At 56.2% G+C, this 18786-nt stretch carries 18 protein-coding genes; 10 read left to right on the top strand and 8 right to left on the bottom strand.

All coding sequences use genetic code 11. The features are described 5' to 3' along the window. Positions 1–16 precede the first annotated feature (16 nt). The 6 genes from murC to lpxC all read left to right on the top strand — a co-directional run bounded on the left by murC (position 17) and on the right by lpxC (position 6691). Positions 17–1444, top strand: a complete 1428-nt coding sequence (murC, locus tag V8L73_RS13850) for a UDP-N-acetylmuramate--L-alanine ligase (RefSeq protein ID WP_036023871.1) — start codon at positions 17–19, stop codon at positions 1442–1444. Beyond that, positions 1437–2348: a D-alanine--D-alanine ligase gene (locus V8L73_RS13845; RefSeq protein ID WP_027274685.1), complete on the top strand. Its 912-nt coding sequence runs from the start codon at positions 1437–1439 to the stop codon at positions 2346–2348. Before murC ends, V8L73_RS13845 begins: the two co-directional genes overlap by 8 nt. Before the next feature lies 1 nt (position 2349). Then, positions 2350–3186, top strand: coding sequence for a cell division protein FtsQ (ftsQ, locus tag V8L73_RS13840; protein ID WP_027274684.1), 837 nt, complete (start codon positions 2350–2352; stop codon positions 3184–3186). Beyond that, complete coding sequence (ftsA, locus tag V8L73_RS13835) at positions 3183–4439, top strand: cell division protein FtsA (RefSeq protein ID WP_027274683.1); 1257 nt, start codon at positions 3183–3185, stop codon at positions 4437–4439. Before ftsQ ends, ftsA begins: the two co-directional genes overlap by 4 nt. Positions 4440–4506: 67 nt before the next feature. Next, on the top strand, positions 4507–5664 hold the full coding sequence (gene ftsZ, locus V8L73_RS13830; protein ID WP_027274682.1) for a cell division protein FtsZ: 1158 nt from the start codon (positions 4507–4509) through the stop codon (positions 5662–5664). A 109-nt stretch (positions 5665–5773) separates the two neighbouring features. Next, positions 5774–6691, top strand: a complete 918-nt coding sequence (lpxC, locus tag V8L73_RS13825) for a UDP-3-O-acyl-N-acetylglucosamine deacetylase (protein WP_027274681.1) — start codon at positions 5774–5776, stop codon at positions 6689–6691. Positions 6692–6699: 8 nt separating this feature from the next. Here lpxC and V8L73_RS13820 read toward each other — a convergent pair whose 3' ends face one another. Beyond that, the gene (locus tag V8L73_RS13820; protein ID WP_347253266.1) at positions 6700–7209 is read right to left on the bottom strand and encodes a DUF721 domain-containing protein; all 510 of its coding nucleotides are present in this window, start codon (positions 7207–7209) and stop codon (positions 6700–6702) included. Between the two features lie 35 nt (positions 7210–7244). Between V8L73_RS13820 and secM the strand changes: the two genes are divergently transcribed. From secM to mutT, 3 genes are all read left to right on the top strand, one after another. Continuing rightward, positions 7245–7763, top strand: coding sequence for a secA translation cis-regulator SecM (gene secM, locus V8L73_RS13815; RefSeq protein ID WP_422655589.1), 519 nt, complete (start codon positions 7245–7247; stop codon positions 7761–7763). 106 nt (positions 7764–7869) lie between these two features. After that, positions 7870–10584, top strand: coding sequence for a preprotein translocase subunit SecA (gene secA / locus V8L73_RS13810; protein WP_027274678.1), 2715 nt, complete (start codon positions 7870–7872; stop codon positions 10582–10584). A gap of 467 nt (positions 10585–11051) precedes the next feature. Then, positions 11052–11465, top strand: a complete 414-nt coding sequence (mutT, locus tag V8L73_RS13805) for an 8-oxo-dGTP diphosphatase MutT (RefSeq protein WP_027274677.1) — start codon at positions 11052–11054, stop codon at positions 11463–11465. 5 nt (positions 11466–11470) lie between these two features. On the opposite strand, the gene yacG is transcribed toward mutT, so the two are convergent. The 4 genes from yacG to V8L73_RS13785 are packed head-to-tail and all read right to left on the bottom strand — an operon-like array spanning position 11471 to position 13891. Continuing rightward, entirely contained in the window at positions 11471–11668 is a 198-nt protein-coding gene (gene yacG / locus V8L73_RS13800) for a DNA gyrase inhibitor YacG (RefSeq protein ID WP_027274676.1), read from the bottom strand. Between the two features lie 38 nt (positions 11669–11706). Further along, on the bottom strand, positions 11707–12459 hold the full coding sequence (gene zapD, locus V8L73_RS13795; RefSeq protein ID WP_027274675.1) for a cell division protein ZapD: 753 nt from the start codon (positions 12457–12459) through the stop codon (positions 11707–11709). After that, positions 12456–13079 (bottom strand): dephospho-CoA kinase, encoded by a 624-nt coding sequence (coaE, locus tag V8L73_RS13790; protein ID WP_347253265.1) that lies wholly within the window; start codon positions 13077–13079, stop codon positions 12456–12458. Before coaE ends, zapD begins: the two co-directional genes overlap by 4 nt. Continuing rightward, positions 13076–13891: an A24 family peptidase gene (locus V8L73_RS13785; protein WP_347253264.1), complete on the bottom strand. Its 816-nt coding sequence runs from the start codon at positions 13889–13891 to the stop codon at positions 13076–13078. Before V8L73_RS13785 ends, coaE begins: the two co-directional genes overlap by 4 nt. Before the next feature lie 177 nt (positions 13892–14068). On the opposite strand from V8L73_RS13785, the gene V8L73_RS13780 reads away from it, so the two are divergent. After that, entirely contained in the window at positions 14069–15112 is a 1044-nt protein-coding gene (locus tag V8L73_RS13780; protein WP_261832343.1) for a GMP reductase, read from the top strand. A 72-nt stretch (positions 15113–15184) separates the two neighbouring features. Here the strand turns inward: V8L73_RS13780 and yjfF are convergent, their stop codons facing one another. From yjfF to ytfR, 3 genes are read right to left on the bottom strand one after another with little or no spacing between them, the layout of a single operon-like run. Next, positions 15185–16195, bottom strand: coding sequence for a galactofuranose ABC transporter, permease protein YjfF (gene yjfF, locus V8L73_RS13775; protein ID WP_347253263.1), 1011 nt, complete (start codon positions 16193–16195; stop codon positions 15185–15187). Next, positions 16188–17204 carry a galactofuranose ABC transporter, ATP-binding protein YtfT gene (ytfT, locus tag V8L73_RS13770; protein ID WP_261832344.1) on the bottom strand — a complete coding sequence of 339 codons (1017 nt, stop codon included), beginning with the start codon at positions 17202–17204 and terminating at the stop codon, positions 16188–16190. The genes yjfF and ytfT overlap by 8 nt, the downstream gene beginning before the upstream one ends. Positions 17205–17216: 12 nt before the next feature. Further along, positions 17217–18725, bottom strand: a complete 1509-nt coding sequence (gene ytfR, locus V8L73_RS13765; RefSeq protein WP_347253262.1) for a galactofuranose ABC transporter, ATP-binding protein YtfR — start codon at positions 18723–18725, stop codon at positions 17217–17219. Positions 18726–18786 lie beyond the last annotated feature (61 nt).

The following is an 18786-nucleotide window of genomic DNA, read 5'->3' as shown; positions in this document are numbered from 1 at the left end:
GACAAAGCTTCGCACCATGGTGCCCGAGATGCATCGCGTCCGACATATCCACTTTGTCGGCATCGGCGGCGCGGGCATGGGCGGGATTGCAGAGGTGCTGGCCAACGAAGGATATCACATCAGCGGATCCGATCTGGCGCCGAACGCCGTCACGCAGCAGCTCAGCGAGCTGGGGGCTGAAATTCATTTTAACCACCGCCCGGAGAACGTGCAGGGCGCAAGCGTCGTCGTCGTTTCTACGGCGATCCCGGCCGACAACGTAGAGGTGGTTGCCGCCCGCGAAGCCCGTATTCCGGTTATTCGCCGCGCGGAGATGCTGGCGGAGATCATGCGCTTTCGTCACGGCATTGCGATTGCCGGCACGCACGGCAAAACGACCACTACGGCAATGGTGACGGGGATCTACGCACAGGCCGGGCTCGATCCGACCTTCGTTAACGGGGGCCTGGTGAAGGCGGCGGGAACGCACGCTGCGCTTGGCTGTAGCCGCTACCTGATTGCAGAAGCGGATGAAAGCGACGCTTCCTTCCTACACCTGCAGCCGATGGTAGCGATCGTAACCAACATTGAAGCCGACCACATGGATACCTACCAGGGCGACTTCGAAAACTTAAAGCAGACGTTTATTACGTTCTTGCACAACCTGCCGTTTTACGGTCGCGCAGTGATGTGTATCGACGATCCGGTTGTGCGTGAGCTGATCCCTGAAGTTGGGCGTCAGGTAATCACCTACGGCTTTAGCGAAGACGCCGACGTCAGAGTGAAGGACTATGAGCAGGTTCGCTCACAGGGGTTCTTTACTATTTGCCGTCAGGATCGCAGCGATCTGAAAGTCATGCTGAACGCGCCCGGTCGCCATAACGCCCTGAACGCGGCGGCGGCAGTTGCCACGGCGACCGAAGAAGGCATTGACGACGAGGCCATTATTCGCGCACTGGCCAACTTCCAGGGAACCGGTCGTCGGTTCGACTTTTTGGGAAGCTTTGAGCGCGAAGGCGGAGACGTCATGCTGGTTGATGACTACGGCCATCATCCCAGCGAGGTGGACGTCACCATCAAGGCCGCGCGGGCCGGTTGGAAAGAGCGCCGGCTGGTGATGGTGTTCCAACCCCATCGCTATACCAGAACGCGCGATCTGTACGACGATTTCGCCAACGTGCTGTCGCAGGTTGACGTGCTGCTTATGCTTGACGTGTATCCGGCCGGCGAAGCGCCGATCCCGGGTGCTGACAGCCGCTCGCTGTGCCGTACCATTCGCGGCCGCGGCAAGCTGGACCCTATTTTAGTGACTAACGCGGACGAACTGCCGCAGATGCTGTCGCAGGTTATATCCGGCGGCGATCTGGTGCTGATGCAGGGCGCCGGCAACATTGGGCGCATGGCGCGCCGGTTAGCGGAATTAAAGTTACAACCAATAAATACAAACGAGGAAAGTCATGGCTGAGAAAGTAGCGGTACTTTTTGGAGGAACATCGGCAGAGCGCGAAGTCTCGCTTAATTCAGGCGCTGCGGTGCTGGCGGGGCTGAAAGAGGCTGGAGTCGATGCGCACCCTATCGATCCGAAAGAGTATCCCGTTGCTCAATTAAAAGCGGACGGATTCGACAAAGTATTTATTGCGCTGCACGGGCGCGGCGGTGAAGACGGCACCTTACAGGGCGTACTGGAATTCCTCGGGCTGCCCTATACCGGCAGCGGCGTAATGGCTTCTGCGCTGACGATGGACAAATTGCGCACCAAGCTGCTGTGGCAGGGTGCGAATCTGCCGGTTTCTCCCTACGTCGCGCTGCAAAGCGAAGAGCTGACGCAGGTTGATCCTCAGAAGATCGTTGCTCGTCTCGGCCTGCCGCTGATCGTTAAGCCGAGCAGCGAAGGCTCCAGCGTCGGCATGAGCAAGGTCAACGCGGTAGAAGAGCTGATACCGGCTCTGGAAAACGCATTTTTGCACGATACCTGCGTGCTGGTGGAGAAATGGCTGAGCGGCCCGGAATTCACGGTCGCCATTCTGGGCGGAGATGTTTTACCGTCGATTCGCATTCAGCCCGCCGGCGTGTTTTACGACTATCAGGCGAAGTATCTGTCCGATGAGACGCAATACTTTTGCCCAAGCGGCCTTAACGATGAGAAAGAGCAGGCGCTGCGCGCGCTGGCGATGTCTGCCTATCGGGCCGTCGGCTGCCGGGGCTGGGGGCGTGTGGACGTCATGCAGGACAGCGACGGGCAGTTTTATCTGCTGGAAGTGAATACGGCGCCCGGTATGACGAATCATAGCCTTGTGCCTATGGCGGCGCGCGAAAGCGGCCTGAGTTTTTCTCAACTGGTCGTAAAGATTTTGGCGTTGGCTGATTAGTATGTCTCAGGCGGCTCGAAACGTCCGGGAAGAGCAGGAGAAAACGCGTTCCGGGCGCAGCAATGGAACGCAGATTATCGGCATTATCTTCTTACTGATGGTGATAGGCACCGTCGTATGGGGATGCTGGGCGGTAGTTCAGTGGATGGATGACGCACAGCGGCTACCGCTATCGCGTTTGGTGGTGACGGGAGAACGAGCTATCACTACCGATGACGATATTCGCCAGGCGGTGCTGTCGTCCGGATCGCCGGGAACCTTTATGTCGCAGGACGTCGACGTCCTGCAGCAGCAGATACTGCACTTGAGATGGATTAAGCAGGCCAGCGTGCGCAAGCAGTGGCCGGATGAGCTGAAGATACACATCGTTGAATACGTGCCCTATGCCCGCTGGAACGACCTCCAGCTGATGGATAAAGAAGGTAACGTATTCAGCGTGCCGGCAGAGCGGGTGAGCGATCGCTCCCTTCCGCTGCTGTACGGGCCGGAGGGCAGCGAAAAAGAGGTGCTGGAAGGCTATAACAGCATGAGCAGCGCGCTGGCGGAGGCAAAGTTTAAGTTAAAGACGGTGTCGATGAGCGAACGTCGCTCATGGCAGCTGATGTTAGACAACGATGTCCGAATTGAGCTGGGTAGAGAAAACCGCACTAAGCGGCTGACGCGGTTTATCGCGCTCTATCCAACGCTGCTTAAGCAGGCTCCAGCGGACAAACGCATCGCCTCTTTGGATATGCGTTACGACACCGGCGCGGCGGTGGGTTGGGCGCCCGCATTTATTGATGGTCAGAATTTTTTATCTGATTGGACACAACAACAGGGTCAGGCAGAGCAACAATGATCAAATCGACAGACAGAAAGCTGGTGGTTGGACTGGAAATCGGCACGGCGAAAGTCGCGGCGCTGGTTGGCGAGGTGCTGCCTGACGGTATGGTCAATATTATCGGCGTCGGCAGTTGCCCATCCAGAGGGATGGACAAGGGCGGCGTTAACGACCTTGAGTCGGTGGTGAAGTCGGTCCAGCGAGCTATCGATCAGGCCGAACTGATGGCGGATTGCCAGATTGCGTCGGTTTATCTGGCGCTGTCCGGTAAGCATATCAGCTGCCAAAATGAAATCGGCATGGTGCCGATTTCGGAAGAAGAGGTAACGCAGGAAGACGTTGAGAGCGTGGTACATACCGCCAAATCCGTCCGCGTGCGCGACGAACACCGCATTCTGCACGTTATTCCGCAAGAATACGCCATCGACTATCAGGAAGGCATCAAGAATCCGGTCGGCCTGTCCGGCGTTCGGATGCAGGCTAAGGTGCATCTGATTACCTGCCATAATGATATGGCGAAAAATATTGTGAAAGCCGTGGAACGCTGCGGTTTGAAAGTTGACCAACTTATATTTGCCGGGCTGGCCGCAAGCTATGCCGTGCTTACCGAAGATGAGCGAGAACTGGGCGTTTGCGTGATCGACATCGGCGGCGGCACGATGGATATTGCGATCTACACCGGCGGCGCGCTGCGCCATACTAAAGTTATCCCCTATGCGGGCAACGTGGTGACCAGCGATATCGCTTACGCTTTTGGCACGCCGCCGACCGACGCAGAAGCCATCAAGGTGCGTCACGGATGCGCGCTGGGCTCTTTGGTCAGCAAAGACGAAACGGTCGAGGTGCCGAGCGTTGGCGGTCGTCCGCCGCGCAGCCTTCAGCGTCAGACCCTGGCCGACGTTATCGAGCCGCGCTATACCGAGCTGCTCAACCTGGTGAACGATGAGATTTTGCAGGTTCAGGAACAGCTGCGCCAACAGGGCGTAAAGCATCATTTAGCCGCCGGTATCGTATTAACCGGCGGGGCCGCGCAAATCGACGGCCTGGCGGAGTGTGCTCAGCGAGTGTTTCATACGCAGGTGCGTATCGGGCAGCCGCTGAACATCACGGGACTAACGGATTATGCGCAGGAGCCTTACTACTCAACGGCGGTAGGCCTTCTGCACTACGGTAAAGAATCTCACCTGCGGGGAGAATCTGAAGTAGAAAAAAGAACGTCTGTACGCAGCTGGGCGCAGCGCATTAGCGGCTGGCTACGTAAAGAATTTTAATCAGTGGTGCAATTGGTGCATTTTAGGCGATAATTCACCGCTAAGTATTAAAACGGAGAGAGAAACTATGTTTGAACCGATGGAGCTAACCAACGATGCGGTGATTAAAGTCATCGGCGTTGGCGGCGGCGGCGGTAACGCCGTCGAACATATGGTGCGCGAGCACATTGAGGGCGTGGAGTTCTTCGCCGTCAATACCGATGCTCAAGCGTTGCGTAAAACGGCCGTAGGCCAGACTATTCAAATCGGCAGCGGCGTGACCAAAGGTCTTGGCGCCGGTGCAAACCCTGAAGTGGGCCGCAACTCCGCCGAAGAAGACCGCGAGCAGATCCGCGCCGCGCTGGAAGGGGCCGATATGGTCTTTATCGCAGCCGGTATGGGCGGCGGTACGGGTACCGGCGCGGCTCCGGTTGTTGCCGAAGTGGCTAAGGACCTCGGCATTTTGACGGTTGCAGTTGTCACCAAACCGTTCAACTTTGAAGGCAAGAAGCGCATGACGTTTGCAGAGCAGGGCATTGCCGAGCTCTCCAAGCACGTCGACTCGCTGATTACCATCCCTAACGACAAGCTGCTGAAAGTTCTGGGCCGCGGTATCTCCCTGCTGGACGCCTTCGGCGCGGCTAACGACGTTCTTAAGGGCGCCGTTCAGGGTATCGCTGAACTGATTACGCGTCCGGGCCTGATGAACGTAGACTTTGCCGACGTGCGCACAGTGATGTCGGAAATGGGCTACGCCATGATGGGTTCTGGCGTTGCGAGCGGTGAAGACCGTGCGGAAGAGGCGGCCGAAATGGCTATTTCCAGCCCGCTGCTGGAAGATATCGATCTGTCCGGCGCGCGCGGCGTGTTGGTTAACATCACCGCCGGCTTTGACCTGCGTTTGGATGAGTTCGAAACCGTCGGCAACACTATCCGCGCTTTTGCATCCGACAATGCGACCGTAGTTATCGGTACGTCGCTGGATCCGGATATGAGCGACGAGCTGCGCGTGACCGTGGTCGCGACCGGCATCGGCATGGACAAGCGTCCGGAAATTACGCTGGTTTCCAAGTCTCCGGCCGCTCAAACCGTTGACCACCGCTACGGCCAGCACGGCCTGGCTCCGCTGCAACAGCAGGAAGCTAAGCCTGCGGCGGCGAAAGTGGTTAACGACCAGAGCGTTCAGCCGAGTAAAGAACCAGACTATTTGGACATTCCGGCATTTTTGCGTAAGCAAGCCGACTGATTTGGCTAAATGCGCTGAATGATTTTGATTCTCCGCTTTTTATGTTAAAGTATTGCGGAGACCATAGCCTACACTATGGGATATTCAACTAACGTTGCGAGATATTACGATGATTAAACAGCGGACACTTAAACGCATTATTCAGGCGACTGGCGTCGGTCTTCATACCGGCCGTAAAGTCACCCTGACGCTGCGCCCAGCTGCAGCGAATACGGGTGTCATCTATCGTCGTACTGACTTGACTCCGCCGGTCGATTTTCCTGCGGACGCTAAATCCGTGCGTGATACCATGCTGTGTACCTGTCTGGTAAACGAGGATGACGTACGTATCTCGACGGTTGAACACCTGAACGCCGCTTTAGCGGGGCTGGGTATTGATAACATCGTTATCGAAGTCGACGCGCCTGAAATTCCGATTATGGACGGCAGCGCGGCGCCGTTTGTCTATCTGCTGCTGGATGCGGGCATTGAAGAGCTTAACGTGGCGAAGAAGTTTATTCGCATCACTAAGCCAGTGCGCATTGAAGACGGCGACAAGTGGGCCGAACTGACGCCGTACAACGGCTTCAGCCTTGACTTTACTATCGACTTCAAGCATCCGGTTATCGATTCAGGTTCACAGCGTTATCGCATGGACTTCTCGGCGGACGCGTTCGTACGTCAGATCAGCCGGGCTCGTACCTTCGGCTTCATGCGCGATATTGAATATCTTCAGTCTAAAGGGCTTTGTCTGGGCGGCAGCTTCGACTGCGCAATCGTCGTTGACGACTATCGCGTTCTGAACGAAGACGGCCTGCGCTTTGAAGACGAGTTCGTTCGCCACAAGATGCTGGATGCTATCGGCGACCTGTTTATGTGCGGCCACAACATTATCGGCGCGTTTACCGCCTTTAAGTCTGGCCATGCGCTGAACAACAAGCTGCTGCAGGCCGTGTTGGCCAAGCAGGAAGCTTGGGAATTCGTGACTTTCGAAGACGAAGCAGAAATGCCTTTGGCTTTCAAAACGTCAAGAACCGTTCTGGCCTAACGCGCCGATTACGGCTTTTCATCACGGCTCGCCGTGCTGGCTCCTCTCTCCGCCAGCGCTGCGAGTCGTTCTAATTTCTCTTTCAGCTTTCCCTTGCTTCTTGCCGCCAGTCCCCTGATTTGTTCCGCACTTTGCTCGCTGAGCCTGCGAACGGGGTCGGGCTTATTTTCAGGCAGATTAGAGCGTGGCGCTGCCGGATGCTGAATTTTTGTACTCAGAGATGGATTAATCTTTATGTCGATTGAGGCTAATGATGGTAAAATTTCATGTCTGAGCGCCGTAAGAAGGGCGGGCTGTTCGTAGCGAAGGCGAGTAAGCCAGCTGGCGTTGGAAACTTCCAGCACCAGTACGCTATGGCGATAGTTGGCTACGCGACAGTGTTCATGCATAGCCTTAGGCAGCAGAGCCTTGACCGCTTTGTTTAGCTTTAGCAGGGCGATGGCGCGTTGTTGAAGATCGCGCAATAAATTTGCATCGTCAAACAGCGTATCTAATAATAGCGGGCGGCTGTCTCGCATAGTAAGTTCCATGGTAGTAAAACGGTTAGTTGATAATGGGCATTCTAAATCGTTGGCGACAATTTGGCAGGCGTTATTTTTGGCCTCACCTTCTGTTCGGGGTGGTAGCGGCCAGCGTCGGCATGCCCGTCAATCTGAACGGTCTTCCCCAGCAGGTTTCTCTGTCAACGGCTCTGGCCAGGCTCGACTCCGTTAATACTGCCATTCCTGGAATAGGGCATCTGGTGCTGTCTCACGGCGCCGACTCTCGCCCTCTACAGAATTTAAACTCCTGGCAGCGCTTTGCGCTACGCAACTATTTGACTCGCCTGGGCGGGTCTCTCCAGCAGGTGGATGCGGATCCGATGGCCGAAAAGGCCGGGCAGAAGGCTGAAACGACGCTTAGCCACTATGCGCTGCTGGACTTTCTCTCCGTTTCTTCAGCGGTTAAACGCTATCTGCCGCAGACGCTGACAAGGCTGTCGCCCGCAGATATTTTTTACTCTCCTCATCCCGTCAGGTCTTGGTTATCCCGCGCACAGGGTATTCGTGCGGGGCCTCTTTCGTTTGCGTGATTTCTTATCTAATCGCTTCATTTTTTTGAGCGATTTGAATATTTGACGTAACGATTTTAGTTTTTTACGTCCGCGCAGCGGGCGGTAATAAAGAGGTTCTATATCCATGTTAACCAAAATGATGACCAAGATTTTCGGTAGCCGCAACGATCGTACTCTGCGCCGCATGCGCAAAAACGTTGAGGCTATCAACCGCCTTGAGCCTGAATTCGAAGCGCTGAGCGACGAGCAGCTTAGGGCGAAGACCGTAGAGTTTCGCGAGCGCCTTGAAAAAGGCGAATCACTGGAGTCGCTGATCCCTGAAGCGTTTGCCGTAGTCCGCGAGGCCAGCAAGCGCGTATTCGGCATGCGCCACTTTGACGTACAGCTTATCGGCGGCATGGTGCTAAACGATCGCTGCATCGCAGAGATGCGTACCGGTGAAGGTAAAACCCTGACCGCGACGCTGCCCGCTTACCTGAACGCCATCACCGGCCGCGGCGTTCACGTCGTAACCGTCAACGACTATCTGGCGCGCCGAGACGCCGAAAACAATCGCCCGCTGTTTGAATTCCTGGGCCTGTCGGTCGGCATCAACCTGCCGGGCATGCCGCCGGTCGCCAAGCGCGAGGCCTACGCGGCCGATATTACCTACGGCACCAACAACGAATACGGCTTCGACTACCTGCGCGACAACATGGCGTTTAGCCCGGAAGAGCGCGTACAGCGTCCGCTTCACTACGCGCTGGTGGACGAAGTGGACTCCATCCTGATCGACGAAGCCCGTACGCCGCTGATTATCTCCGGCCCTGCGGAAGACAGCTCCGAGCTTTATCGTAAAGTCGATAAAATTATTCCCAAGTTAGAGCGCCAGGAAAAAGAAGATTCAGACACTTTCCAGGGCGAAGGCCACTTCTCCGTTGACGAAAAGAGCCGTCAGGTCAACCTGACCGAGCGCGGTCTGGTGCTGGTAGAAAACCTGCTGATGGACATCGGCCTGATGACCGAGGGCGAGTCTCTCTATTCTCCGACCAACATCGTGCTTATGCACCACGTAACCGCCGCGCTGCGCGCTCACGCGCTGTTTACCCGCGACGTGGACTACATCGTGAAGGACGGCGAAGTCATTATCGTTGACGAACACACCGGCCGTACGATGGAAGGCCGCCGCTGGTCAGACGGCCTGCATCAGGCCGTCGAGGCGAAAGAAGGCGTCGACATTCAAAATGAAAACCAGACGCTGGCGTCCATTACTTTCCAAAACTACTTCCGCCTGTACGAAAAGCTGGCGGGTATGACCGGTACGGCGGATACGGAAGCTTTCGAATTCCGCCAGATCTATCGTCTCGATACCATCGTCGTGCCGACGAACCGCCCGATGATCCGTAAAGACCTGCCCGATCTGGTCTATATGACGGAAAAAGAGAAAATCGACGCGATTATTGAAGACATCAAGGAACGCAGCGCTAGCGGGCAGCCGGTGCTGGTAGGTACTATCTCTATCGAGAAGTCTGAAGTGGTTTCCCGCGAGCTGAAGAAAGCCGGAATCGCTCACCAGGTGTTGAACGCAAAATTCCACGCGAAAGAGGCGGAAATCGTCGCTAATGCGGGCCAGGAAGGGGCTGTGACTATCGCAACCAACATGGCCGGCCGCGGTACCGACATCGTGCTGGGCGGCAGCTGGCAAAGCGAAATCGCCGAGCTGGAGTCGCCGACGGAAGAGCAAATCAAGGCGATTAAAGACGCCTGGCAGGTTCGTCACGACCGCGTTCTGGCGGCGGGCGGCCTGCATATTATCGGTACCGAACGCCACGAATCTCGCCGTATCGACAACCAGCTGCGCGGCCGTTCGGGCCGTCAGGGCGACCCGGGCTCATCTCGCTTCTACCTCTCTTTGGAAGATGCGCTGATGCGTATTTTTGCCTCCGACCGCGTCGCGGGCATGATGCGCAAGCTTGGCATGAAGCCGGGAGAAGCCATTGAGCACCCATGGGTAACCAAGGCTATCGCTAACGCCCAGCGTAAGGTGGAAAGCCGTAACTTTGATATTCGTAAGCAGCTGCTGGAGTTTGACGACGTCGCCAACGACCAGCGTCGAGCTATCTATGCACAGCGTAACGAGCTGCTGGACGTGGGCGACATCAGCGAGACGATTGAAAGCATTCGCGGCGACGTCTTTAACCTGGTGATCGACAACTACATTCCGCCGCAGTCGCTGGAGGAAATGTGGGACGTTCCCGGTCTGGAGACTCGACTGAAGAACGATTTCGATCTCGATCTGCCTATCTCAGAATGGCTGGATAAAGAGCACGATCTTCACGAAGAGCCTCTGCGCGAGCGCATCATTGAAGAGGCGGTGAATCGCTATAAGGAGAAGGAAGAGATAGTCGGCGATGAAATGATGCGTAACTTTGAAAAAGGCGTCATGCTGCAAACGCTGGACTCCATGTGGAAAGAGCACCTAGCGGCGATGGACTATCTGCGTCAGGGCATTCACCTAAGAGGCTATGCGCAGAAGGATCCGAAGCAGGAGTACAAGCGCGAATCTTTCTCCATGTTCGCCAACATGCTGGAAGCGCTGAAGTATGAAGTGATAAGCGTTCTGAGCAAAGTGCAGGTTCGCATGCCGGAAGAGGTAGAGGCCGTCGAGCAGCAGCGCCGCGAAGAGGCTGAGCGCCTGGCGCGCCAGCAGCAGTTTAGCCATCAGGATGACAATGCGCTGGCGCAAGAACCAGAGGGCAACCGCCCGATGGTGCGCGAAGAGCGTAAAATCGGCCGAAACGACCCTTGTCCGTGCGGCTCCGGCAAGAAGTATAAGCAGTGCCACGGACGTTTGAACTAAAGACAGAGCGAGCCGTAACCGTTAAGATAAAGAGCGCCTTTGGGCGCTCTTTAGACTGCGGAAAAACCGTCCTAATAAGCTCCAGAGGATATTCCGGCCGAGAATACAGCCTACTTATATCAGCATTGTGCTCGGCCGGGAGGGCGCTTGTATTAGCTTTGTGAGTGCGGCGGGCCTAGCCCTCCTAGGGGCCGTTATGAAGCCCTTCGGGCTTCCCCCTAAAGGGCCAGCGCAAGCGCTGTTCAAACCGGCTTTGCCGGTTTGTCGTTGGCTTACGCCAAGTCGACCCCAACGGACAACGCCTTTAGGCGTTGAACAACACAACGTGTTGGCCCGTAGGGCGAGCGAAGCGAGTAACCCTCTCCCGCCGTTTGACTCCGTAAGTTTTATTCAAGACCTTTGTCAACACTCTCAGAGCGCCTTTAGGCGCTCTTTATGTATGCAATCGTTCGTAATCAGGAGGCCCCGTGGAGAAAAAGCGCATTGACATCGCCGTTGGCATCATCGTTAACGAAGAGGGACAGATTTTTATTACCCGCAGGCAGAAGGGCAGCCATCTTGCCGGGCTTTGGGAGTTTCCCGGTGGCAAGGTTGAAACCGTTAATGAAGAGACTCCGGAACGGGCGCTGAGCCGAGAGCTTTGGGAAGAGGTGGGAATTGAGGTCTTACGCGCAGAGCCGCTGAAGACGCTGGAATATGACTATCCCGATCGCAGTCTGACGCTGCACTTTTTTATCGTAGACCGTTGGAAAGGTCAGCCTGAAAGCTGTGAAGGGCAGGAATCCCGGTGGCTCCCTGCATCTGAGCTGATCGCTGACGAGTTTCCAGAGGCCAATCGGCCAGTGATTGAGGACATCAGGCGGCGGTACTGCGCCGCCTGATATGATTATTTTTCTTCTTCTCCCCAGTTTTCGCTATCGGAACGTTCTCCGCTGCTGGGGATCCTCTTTTCTTCATCCGCCCATTCGCCTAAGTCAATAAGCTGGCAGCGCTTGCTGCAAAACGGGCGATAGGGGCTCAGTTCACTCCATACGACGATTTTGTCACAGGTGGGGCAGTTTACTTTTATCGGCGCGTCGTTCATCGTTGCGCGTTTCTCCTTAACAAACAATTTTAGATAGCCTAACAGCAGGCGATATCAAAAGAAAAGCGTTCAGGCGTTTCGCCAAGCTCGCTGTCAAACGGCATAAAGCGGATAGCGAAGCGGGTTTTATGGCCGGACACCTGAGGATAGAGCTGGTGGGACGAATCGACGCGAATGCGCAGAATGTCGCAATCCTCGGCGTTGTCCTGATAGAAGCCGTTCAGGCTGGTCTGCTTTTGGAAATGGCCGGACTGACGGATAAGATCCAGACAGGCGTTTAGCGCGTTGTTGAGCGGATCCATAGTTTCAATCCAACTCACTACCTGCTTGTCCCGTTCGGACTTAGGGGTGTGCAGCCACATGTGAAGAATCGGCATGTCGAAACTGCAGCAGCCGCCGGGAATGCTTAACCGCTGGCGCACCATGCTGATAAGGCGATCTTCTTTTAGCGACTGCCCCAGTCTAGGGGCGGCCAGCAGCACGTTGGATAGCTCTTTCAGGTTGTGGCGCAGGGCGTTTAGCCTGTCGGTATCTACGCCAGGTACGTCGATCCACTGCATTAACTTTTGCTGTTGGCGCTCCAGCTCTTTTACCAGCTCCGTACGCACGTCGCCGCGATCCATGATGTCCAGCAGCTCGCTGATGGTGCGAAAAAAGCCTAACGTATTGGATAAATTGGTCAATGAGCGGTTGTTCTGTAACTGCTGTAGCAGGAACTCAATGCGCAACCAGGTGCGGACTTTTTCGTTCAGCGGATGTTCAAAAAGGATATTTTGAGATAAATCGCTCATATAGACGGATCCTGCCTGTTGAAATCATTTGCCAAAGTTAAGTAGCGTCGATGCAGCCGCTCTACCTGGGGCCCCAGCGCTTCGGGCGAGTCATTGTTGAGAATGACGTCATCGGCGCAGGCCAGGCGCTGCGCTCGAGACGCCTGGGATGCTAAAATCTGTTCGGCCTGTTGCCTGCCTCCGCCGTCGCGCGCGAGGAGCCTCTGTAGCTGAACGTTTTCGCTCACGTCGACCACCAGAACGCGGTTAGCCCTGTCGCACAGGCCGTTCTCAATTAATAGTGGGACAACCCAAAGCGCATAAGGTGCCGTAACGGCGGCCAATTGACGTCGGGTTTCTTTCTGAATAAGAGGATGGAGCAGGGCATTTAACCAGGATTTTTCTTCCGGTTGAGCAAAAATCACTTCGCGAAGGCGCTTGCGGTTGAGGCTGCCATCGGTAAGAAACGCCGAGGGGCCAAAGTGAGCCCTGATGCGCTCCAGCGCTTCGGTTCCCGGCTCGACGACCTGACGCGCGATTACGTCAGCGTCGACGACGGGAACCCCTAAACGGGCGAACGCGTCTGAGACGGTTGATTTCCCGCTGCCAATGCCTCCCGTAAGCGCGACGATGTAAGTCATAACCAAGCCTGTATACCTATAGATAAGTCGATGATAAAGGGATCTTTGAGAAGTGCAAGCCACATGCTGAACGTAATAAAAGGGCCAAAGGGAATGTGCCTTTTGACCGCGCCCGTCATCGCATACCGCAAAATGAAAAACAGCACGCCCAGAAGGCTGGCGACAAGCAGCACGACGGGCGCCATTCCTGCGCCAAGCCACGCGCCGACGGCGGCCATCAGCTTGATATCTCCTTGCCCCAGTCCATGAACGCGGTGAAAGTACAGGAAGAGGCGGGCGGGTATCCAAAGCAGCGCGTAGCCGAAAATCGCGCCGGCGATGGCCTCATCGAGCGAAAGAGAGGACGCGCCGGCGTAGGCTGCAATAAGGCCGCTAGCCAACAGCGGCAGCGTAAGGGCGTCAGGCAGCAGGTAGTATTTGGCGTCAATCAGTGTTAGCAAAATAAGCGTCGCCGTTAGGGCCAGCGTTGTCACAAGGGAGGCGGCACTGTTGCTCTCGCTTGTCAGGCACATGAAAATAAAAGCGCACCCTAGTTCAATAAACGCCGCGTCGGCCGGAGCCTGTCGACGGCAGTGAGGGCATCGCCCTCGGCGAAAAAGTTGCCTGAATAGCGAAACGCTAAGGGGAAATTGGCGAGCGGCGAAGCAGCAGGCATCTGAAGAGAACAGAGATTGAACAGAAGTCAGAACGCAGCGGAAAAGGCCTTGGCCGTCGAAAACTGCGGAGGGAAGAACGTGGCTTAAACGCGCAATGACATTGCCGATAAACAGGCCGATAAGGCCAAAGGCAAGCAGCGTGAAGGCGTTATCCATAACGAACCTTAAACCCGCCTTTCGCAGGTAAATTTATGGGAGTATATCTGAAATTTTGAGAAAGTATCAGACTTGCTCAGTTATTATTCATGTGTATGATAACGTCACTGGGAATGGCCTACACACAGCTTGTAGTTAATTTGCGATACGTCGCCAAAAACCAGGAAACCTATCACTATGCGCATTGAAGAAGATTTGAAGCTGGGCTTCAAAGACGTTTTGATCCGTCCTAAGCGTTCTACGTTACAAAGTCGCTCAGAGGTAGAGCTTGAGCGCACCTACACTTTCAAACACTCTGGTCATGAATGGTCCGGCGTACCGATTATTGCAGCCAATATGGATACGGTAGGCACGTTCAGCATGGCTGAAGCGCTGGCTTCATTCGACCTGCTGACCGCCGTTCACAAGCACTACTCCGTTGAGCAGTGGCGCGAGTTCGTCGCGCGTTCGTCCGAGTCGGTCCTGCGCCACGTGATGGTTTCTACCGGTACCTCTGACGCCGATTTTGCCAAGCTTAACCAGATCCTTGCGCTGTCTCCTGCGCTGAAGTTTATCTGCATTGACGTCGCCAACGGCTATTCGGAGCACTTTGTCCGCTTTTTGAATAAGGCGCGCGAAGCCTATATGGATAAGGTTATCTGTGCGGGCAACGTGGTGACCGGCGAGATGGTGGAAGAGCTGATTCTTTCCGGCGCTGACATCGTTAAAGTGGGCATTGGCCCCGGTTCCGTATGCACCACGCGGGTGAAAACCGGCGTCGGATACCCGCAGCTGTCCGCTGTAATTGAATGTGCCGATGCGGCGCACGGTCTGGGCGGGCAAATCGTCAGCGACGGCGGCTGCACGACGCCGGGCGACGTGGCGAAAGCGTTCGGCGGCGGCGCAGATTTCGTGATGCTCGGCGGCATGCTGGCCGCGCATCAAGAGTGCGAAGGTAAGATTATTGAAGAGAACGGCAGCTCTTACATGCAGTTCTACGGCATGAGCTCCGAGTCGGCGATGAATCGCCACGTAGGCGGCGTTGCCGGCTATCGCGCGGCGGAGGGTAAAACCGTTAAGCTGCCTTTCCGCGGCCCGGTAGATAACACCGTGCGCGACATTCTGGGCGGGCTGCGTTCGGCCTGTACCTATGTCGGCGCGTCTCGATTGAAAGAGCTGACCAAGCGCACTACGTTTATTCGCGTCGCCGAGCAGGAAAACCGCGTGTTCAACCAGTTTTAATCCCAGCGGGATAACGCGTTATAAAGAGAAGTGCGCCAATCCGGCGTACTTTTTTATCTCCTCAATTCCCCGTCAGGTCGAACCCAGCGGCTGCGCTTTGCCGCCAATCCTTCTGGCGGTAGCGATCTGCCGGTTGGCCCAGAACACGGTCAGCAGCCGCTGTAGCCCGATAAAGCCGAACAGCAGAATGCCGATAACGATTTTGGTCCACCAGGAGCTTAGGGTGCCGTCGAAGTTGATATAGGTCTGGATAAGCCCCTGAATCAGTACGCCGAACAGAGTGCCGAAGACGGTACCGACGCCGCCGCTGAGCAGCGTTCCGCCGATGACTACGGCGGCGATGGCGTCCAGCTCGACGCCGATGCCCGCCAGCGCGTAGCCCGCCGAGGTGTAAAACGAGAACACGATACCCGCCAGCGTCGCCATACCGGTCGACAGCATGTAAATGCCGATCGTTGTCCTTCGGGTGGAGATGCCCATCAGTTCAGCTGAGGTGGCGTTGCCGCCGATAGCGTAAACGTTGTTGCCAAAGCGCGTTCTGTGGGCGAGGAACATGCCGAACAGCACCACCAGCAGCATAATCAGCGCCAGCAGGCTAAAGCGGCCCCCGCCGGGGAGCTTCCACGCGATACTGGACAGCGTACCATATAGCGGATGATCGATAGGGATCGACTGCTCCGACACCAGAAAGCTAACGCCCCGTAGAAAGAACATGCCCGCCAGCGTGATGATAAAGGCGGGGATCTTTAGCGTGTCGATAAGCCAGCCCATCAGGCCGCCAAAGCAGCAGCCCATCACCATCACTATCGCAAAGGCGGTAAACGGCTCAATGCCCCACTCGCCAATGGCCTTTGCCAAAAAAACGCCGGTGAAGGCAATCACTGAACCGACGGAGAGGTCGATACCGCCGGAAAGGATAACAAACGTCATGCCGACGGCGACGATGCATAAAAACGCGTTGTCCGTCAGAATGTTGCAAATTACGCGCGTCGAGGCGAATCCGGGAAAGCGGGCAAAGCAGAACAGGTAGCCGAGAATAAATACGGCAATGGTAATCATCAGAGGAAGATGGCGCTTAAACATGACCGCTTCTCCTTTTAAACAGCCGCACAAAGGCGGGAGACTGTAAAACCAGTACTAAAAGCACCACCAGCGCCTTAACCACCAGGTTCCACTGCGGCTGATAGCCGGACAGCAGGATACCGGTGTTCATTCCTTGAATGATAAGCGCCCCGATAAGGGAGAGCATCAGATTAAAGCGCCCTCCCATCAGCGACGCGCCACCGATAACGACCGCAAGAATGGCGTCCATCTCAAGCCATAGGCCTGCGTTATTGGCGTCCGCTCCCCGGATGTCGGCAGCCACAATGACGCCCGCCACCGCCGCGCAGATGCCGCTGATGACGTAGGTAGACATCACCACCAGGCCTGCGCTGACGCCCGCATTTTTCGCCGCCCGCAGGTTGATGCCGACGGACTCGATAAACAGCCCCAGCGCCGTTTTACGCGTCAGCAGCCAGAGCAGAATGAATACGGCGATGACGATGGATACCGGCGTAGGCAGATAGAGAAAGCTGCCGCTGCCTATCCAGGCAAGGGCCGGATCGGTAAAGGTAACGATTTGCCCCTCGGTAATCAGCTGGGCGACGCCGCGCCCGGCCACCATCAGCATCAGCGTGGCGACAATCGGCTGAATTTTAAAAACGGCGACCAGAAAGCCGTTCCATAGCCCGCACAGAATTCCTGAACCCAGCGCGGCAAGTAAAACGACGTAGAGCGGAAAGCCCGCCGACGTCAGGCTGGCGGCGGTAGCGCCCGCAATCGCCATGACGGCGCCGACGGAGAGGTCGATGCCTCCCGTTGCGATGACGAGCGTCATGCCCAACGCCAGAATGGCAACCGGCGCACAGCGGTTAAGTATGTCGATAGGGCTGCCGAACAGTCGGCCGTCCTGAAGGTGAATAGAAAAAAAGTCGTTTGCGACGAAGGCGTTGACGATAAGTATGGCTATCAGAGCGGCGAGCTGTGCGCTGCCTTTCGGTAGCCGCAGCGTCGAACCTTCGCTTTTGGCGGAGTGGGAGAAGAAAGTCACCGGGTATCCTCCTTAAGCCGCTATCGCGTTCATAATGGCCGGCACTGACAGGCTCTGCGCCGGGATTTCCGCAATTTGCCTGCCGTCGCGTAAGATGATGACGCGGTCAGCATAGCCAATCAGCTCTTCCAGTTCGGATGAAATGACCAGCAGGGCCAGCCCGTCGGCGCACAGGGTTTCAATCAAACGGATAATTTCTGCGTGAGCGCCGACGTCGATACCGCGCGTTGGCTCATCCAGAATGAGAAACTGCGGGCGCGTCACCAGCCAACGGGACAGCAAAACCTTCTGCTGGTTGCCGCCCGAGAGAAACTGGATGGGCTGTTCTGCGTTCGGCGTTTTAATCCCCAGCTGGCGAATGAAGCGCTCCGTAATCTCCTCCTGTTCTCGGCGAGAGATCGGGTGTAGCCAGCCGCGCCTGGCCTGTAGCGCCAGAATGATGTTTTCTCTGACCGACGCGGCGCCGATGATGCCGTCCGTCTTGCGATCTTCGGGGCAAAAGCCGAAGCCGAGGGACGCCGCTCGCCTGGCCGAGGTAATTTTTACCTCTTTTTCTTTTACCCAGGCTCGCCCGGTGTCGGCCGAGCGGATGCCGAAAATCACTTCCGCCGTTTCCGTCCGTCCCGAGCCCAAAAGCCCTGCCAGTCCCACGACTTCGCCCGGCCTGACCTGGAGATCGAAAGGGAGTATCGCGCCTTTTTTCCCGTATTGTTCAAAGCGAACGGTAGGACTGTCGCTTCTTAGGGTTTTTCCGGCGCGCTTAAGCGCGTTGTCATCCAGCTCTCGGCCCAACATCATCTTTACCAGCTCAATTTGGGGGAGTTCTGCGGTAACGCGCGTGCCCACCAGTTCGCCGTTGCGTAAAACGGTAATGCGGTCGGTGACGGCATATACCTGGTCGAGAAAGTGGGTGATAAAAATCAGGCTGACGCCCTTGTCGCGCAGCGCGCGCATAATGGTGAACAGCAGCTCGACTTCGTTAGTGTCAAGGCTTGCGGTGGGCTCATCGAGAATAAGCACTTTGGCCGACAGATCTACCGCGCGAGCAATGGCGACAATCTGCTGCATAGCGACCGAGTAGTGGCCCAGCGGCTGGGTGACGTCCAGCTCGAAGCCGTATTCCGTCATGATCCGTTCGGAGCGTTGAATCATCTCTTTACGGTTGACCATGCCGAAGCGCTTAGGCTCACGGCCGATGAACAGATTATCGGCGACCGACATGTTGGGCAGCAGATTAACTTCCTGATATACCGTACCGATACCGATGGACTGCGCGTGGGCGGTGCTGGTGGGGTTGACCTCTTTGCCTTCCAGCAGGATAACCCCTTCATCTTTCGGGTAAACGCCGGTTAGCGCTTTTATCAACGTAGATTTGCCTGCGCCGTTTTCTCCCAGCAGGGCCATAATTTCTCCCCGCCGCAGGCTTAGCGACACGTTATGCAAAGCGCGAACGCCGGGAAAATACTTGCTGATGCCCCTGATGTCTAAAACCGTATCGTCTGCTGGCCGCTGTTCTGTCATAGGTTCCCCTATTGTAACGGTGCGTGGCGCTGGGCTTGCGCCGTCGAAGCCGGTTCGGCGG

Origin of the sequence: Leminorella grimontii (assembly GCF_039789245.1) — a bacterium.
In the GTDB taxonomy this organism is placed as follows: domain Bacteria; phylum Pseudomonadota; class Gammaproteobacteria; order Enterobacterales; family Enterobacteriaceae; genus Leminorella; species Leminorella grimontii.
This window is presented reverse-complemented; position numbering and strand designations above follow the sequence as displayed.

Coding starts and splice junctions, on each gene's coding strand:
- ftsA (WP_027274683.1), top strand. CDS start 3,183: ATGATCAAATCGACAGACAGAAAGCTGGTGGTTGGACTGGAAATCGGC.
- yjfF (WP_347253263.1), bottom strand. CDS start 16,195: ATGTTTAAGCGCCATCTTCCTCTGATGATTACCATTGCCGTATTTATT.
- secM (WP_422655589.1), top strand. CDS start 7,245: ATGGGCATTCTAAATCGTTGGCGACAATTTGGCAGGCGTTATTTTTGG.
- ytfR (WP_347253262.1), bottom strand. CDS start 18,725: ATGACAGAACAGCGGCCAGCAGACGATACGGTTTTAGACATCAGGGGC.
- secA (WP_027274678.1), top strand. CDS start 7,870: ATGTTAACCAAAATGATGACCAAGATTTTCGGTAGCCGCAACGATCGT.
- V8L73_RS13845 (WP_027274685.1), top strand. CDS start 1,437: ATGGCTGAGAAAGTAGCGGTACTTTTTGGAGGAACATCGGCAGAGCGC.
- zapD (WP_027274675.1), bottom strand. CDS start 12,459: ATGAGCGATTTATCTCAAAATATCCTTTTTGAACATCCGCTGAACGAA.
- coaE (WP_347253265.1), bottom strand. CDS start 13,079: ATGACTTACATCGTCGCGCTTACGGGAGGCATTGGCAGCGGGAAATCA.
- V8L73_RS13820 (WP_347253266.1), bottom strand. CDS start 7,209: ATGCGAGACAGCCGCCCGCTATTATTAGATACGCTGTTTGACGATGCA.
- V8L73_RS13785 (WP_347253264.1), bottom strand. CDS start 13,891: ATGGATAACGCCTTCACGCTGCTTGCCTTTGGCCTTATCGGCCTGTTT.
- murC (WP_036023871.1), top strand. CDS start 17: ATGGTGCCCGAGATGCATCGCGTCCGACATATCCACTTTGTCGGCATC.
- yacG (WP_027274676.1), bottom strand. CDS start 11,668: ATGAACGACGCGCCGATAAAAGTAAACTGCCCCACCTGTGACAAAATC.
- ftsQ (WP_027274684.1), top strand. CDS start 2,350: ATGTCTCAGGCGGCTCGAAACGTCCGGGAAGAGCAGGAGAAAACGCGT.
- lpxC (WP_027274681.1), top strand. CDS start 5,774: ATGATTAAACAGCGGACACTTAAACGCATTATTCAGGCGACTGGCGTC.
- V8L73_RS13780 (WP_261832343.1), top strand. CDS start 14,069: ATGCGCATTGAAGAAGATTTGAAGCTGGGCTTCAAAGACGTTTTGATC.
- ftsZ (WP_027274682.1), top strand. CDS start 4,507: ATGTTTGAACCGATGGAGCTAACCAACGATGCGGTGATTAAAGTCATC.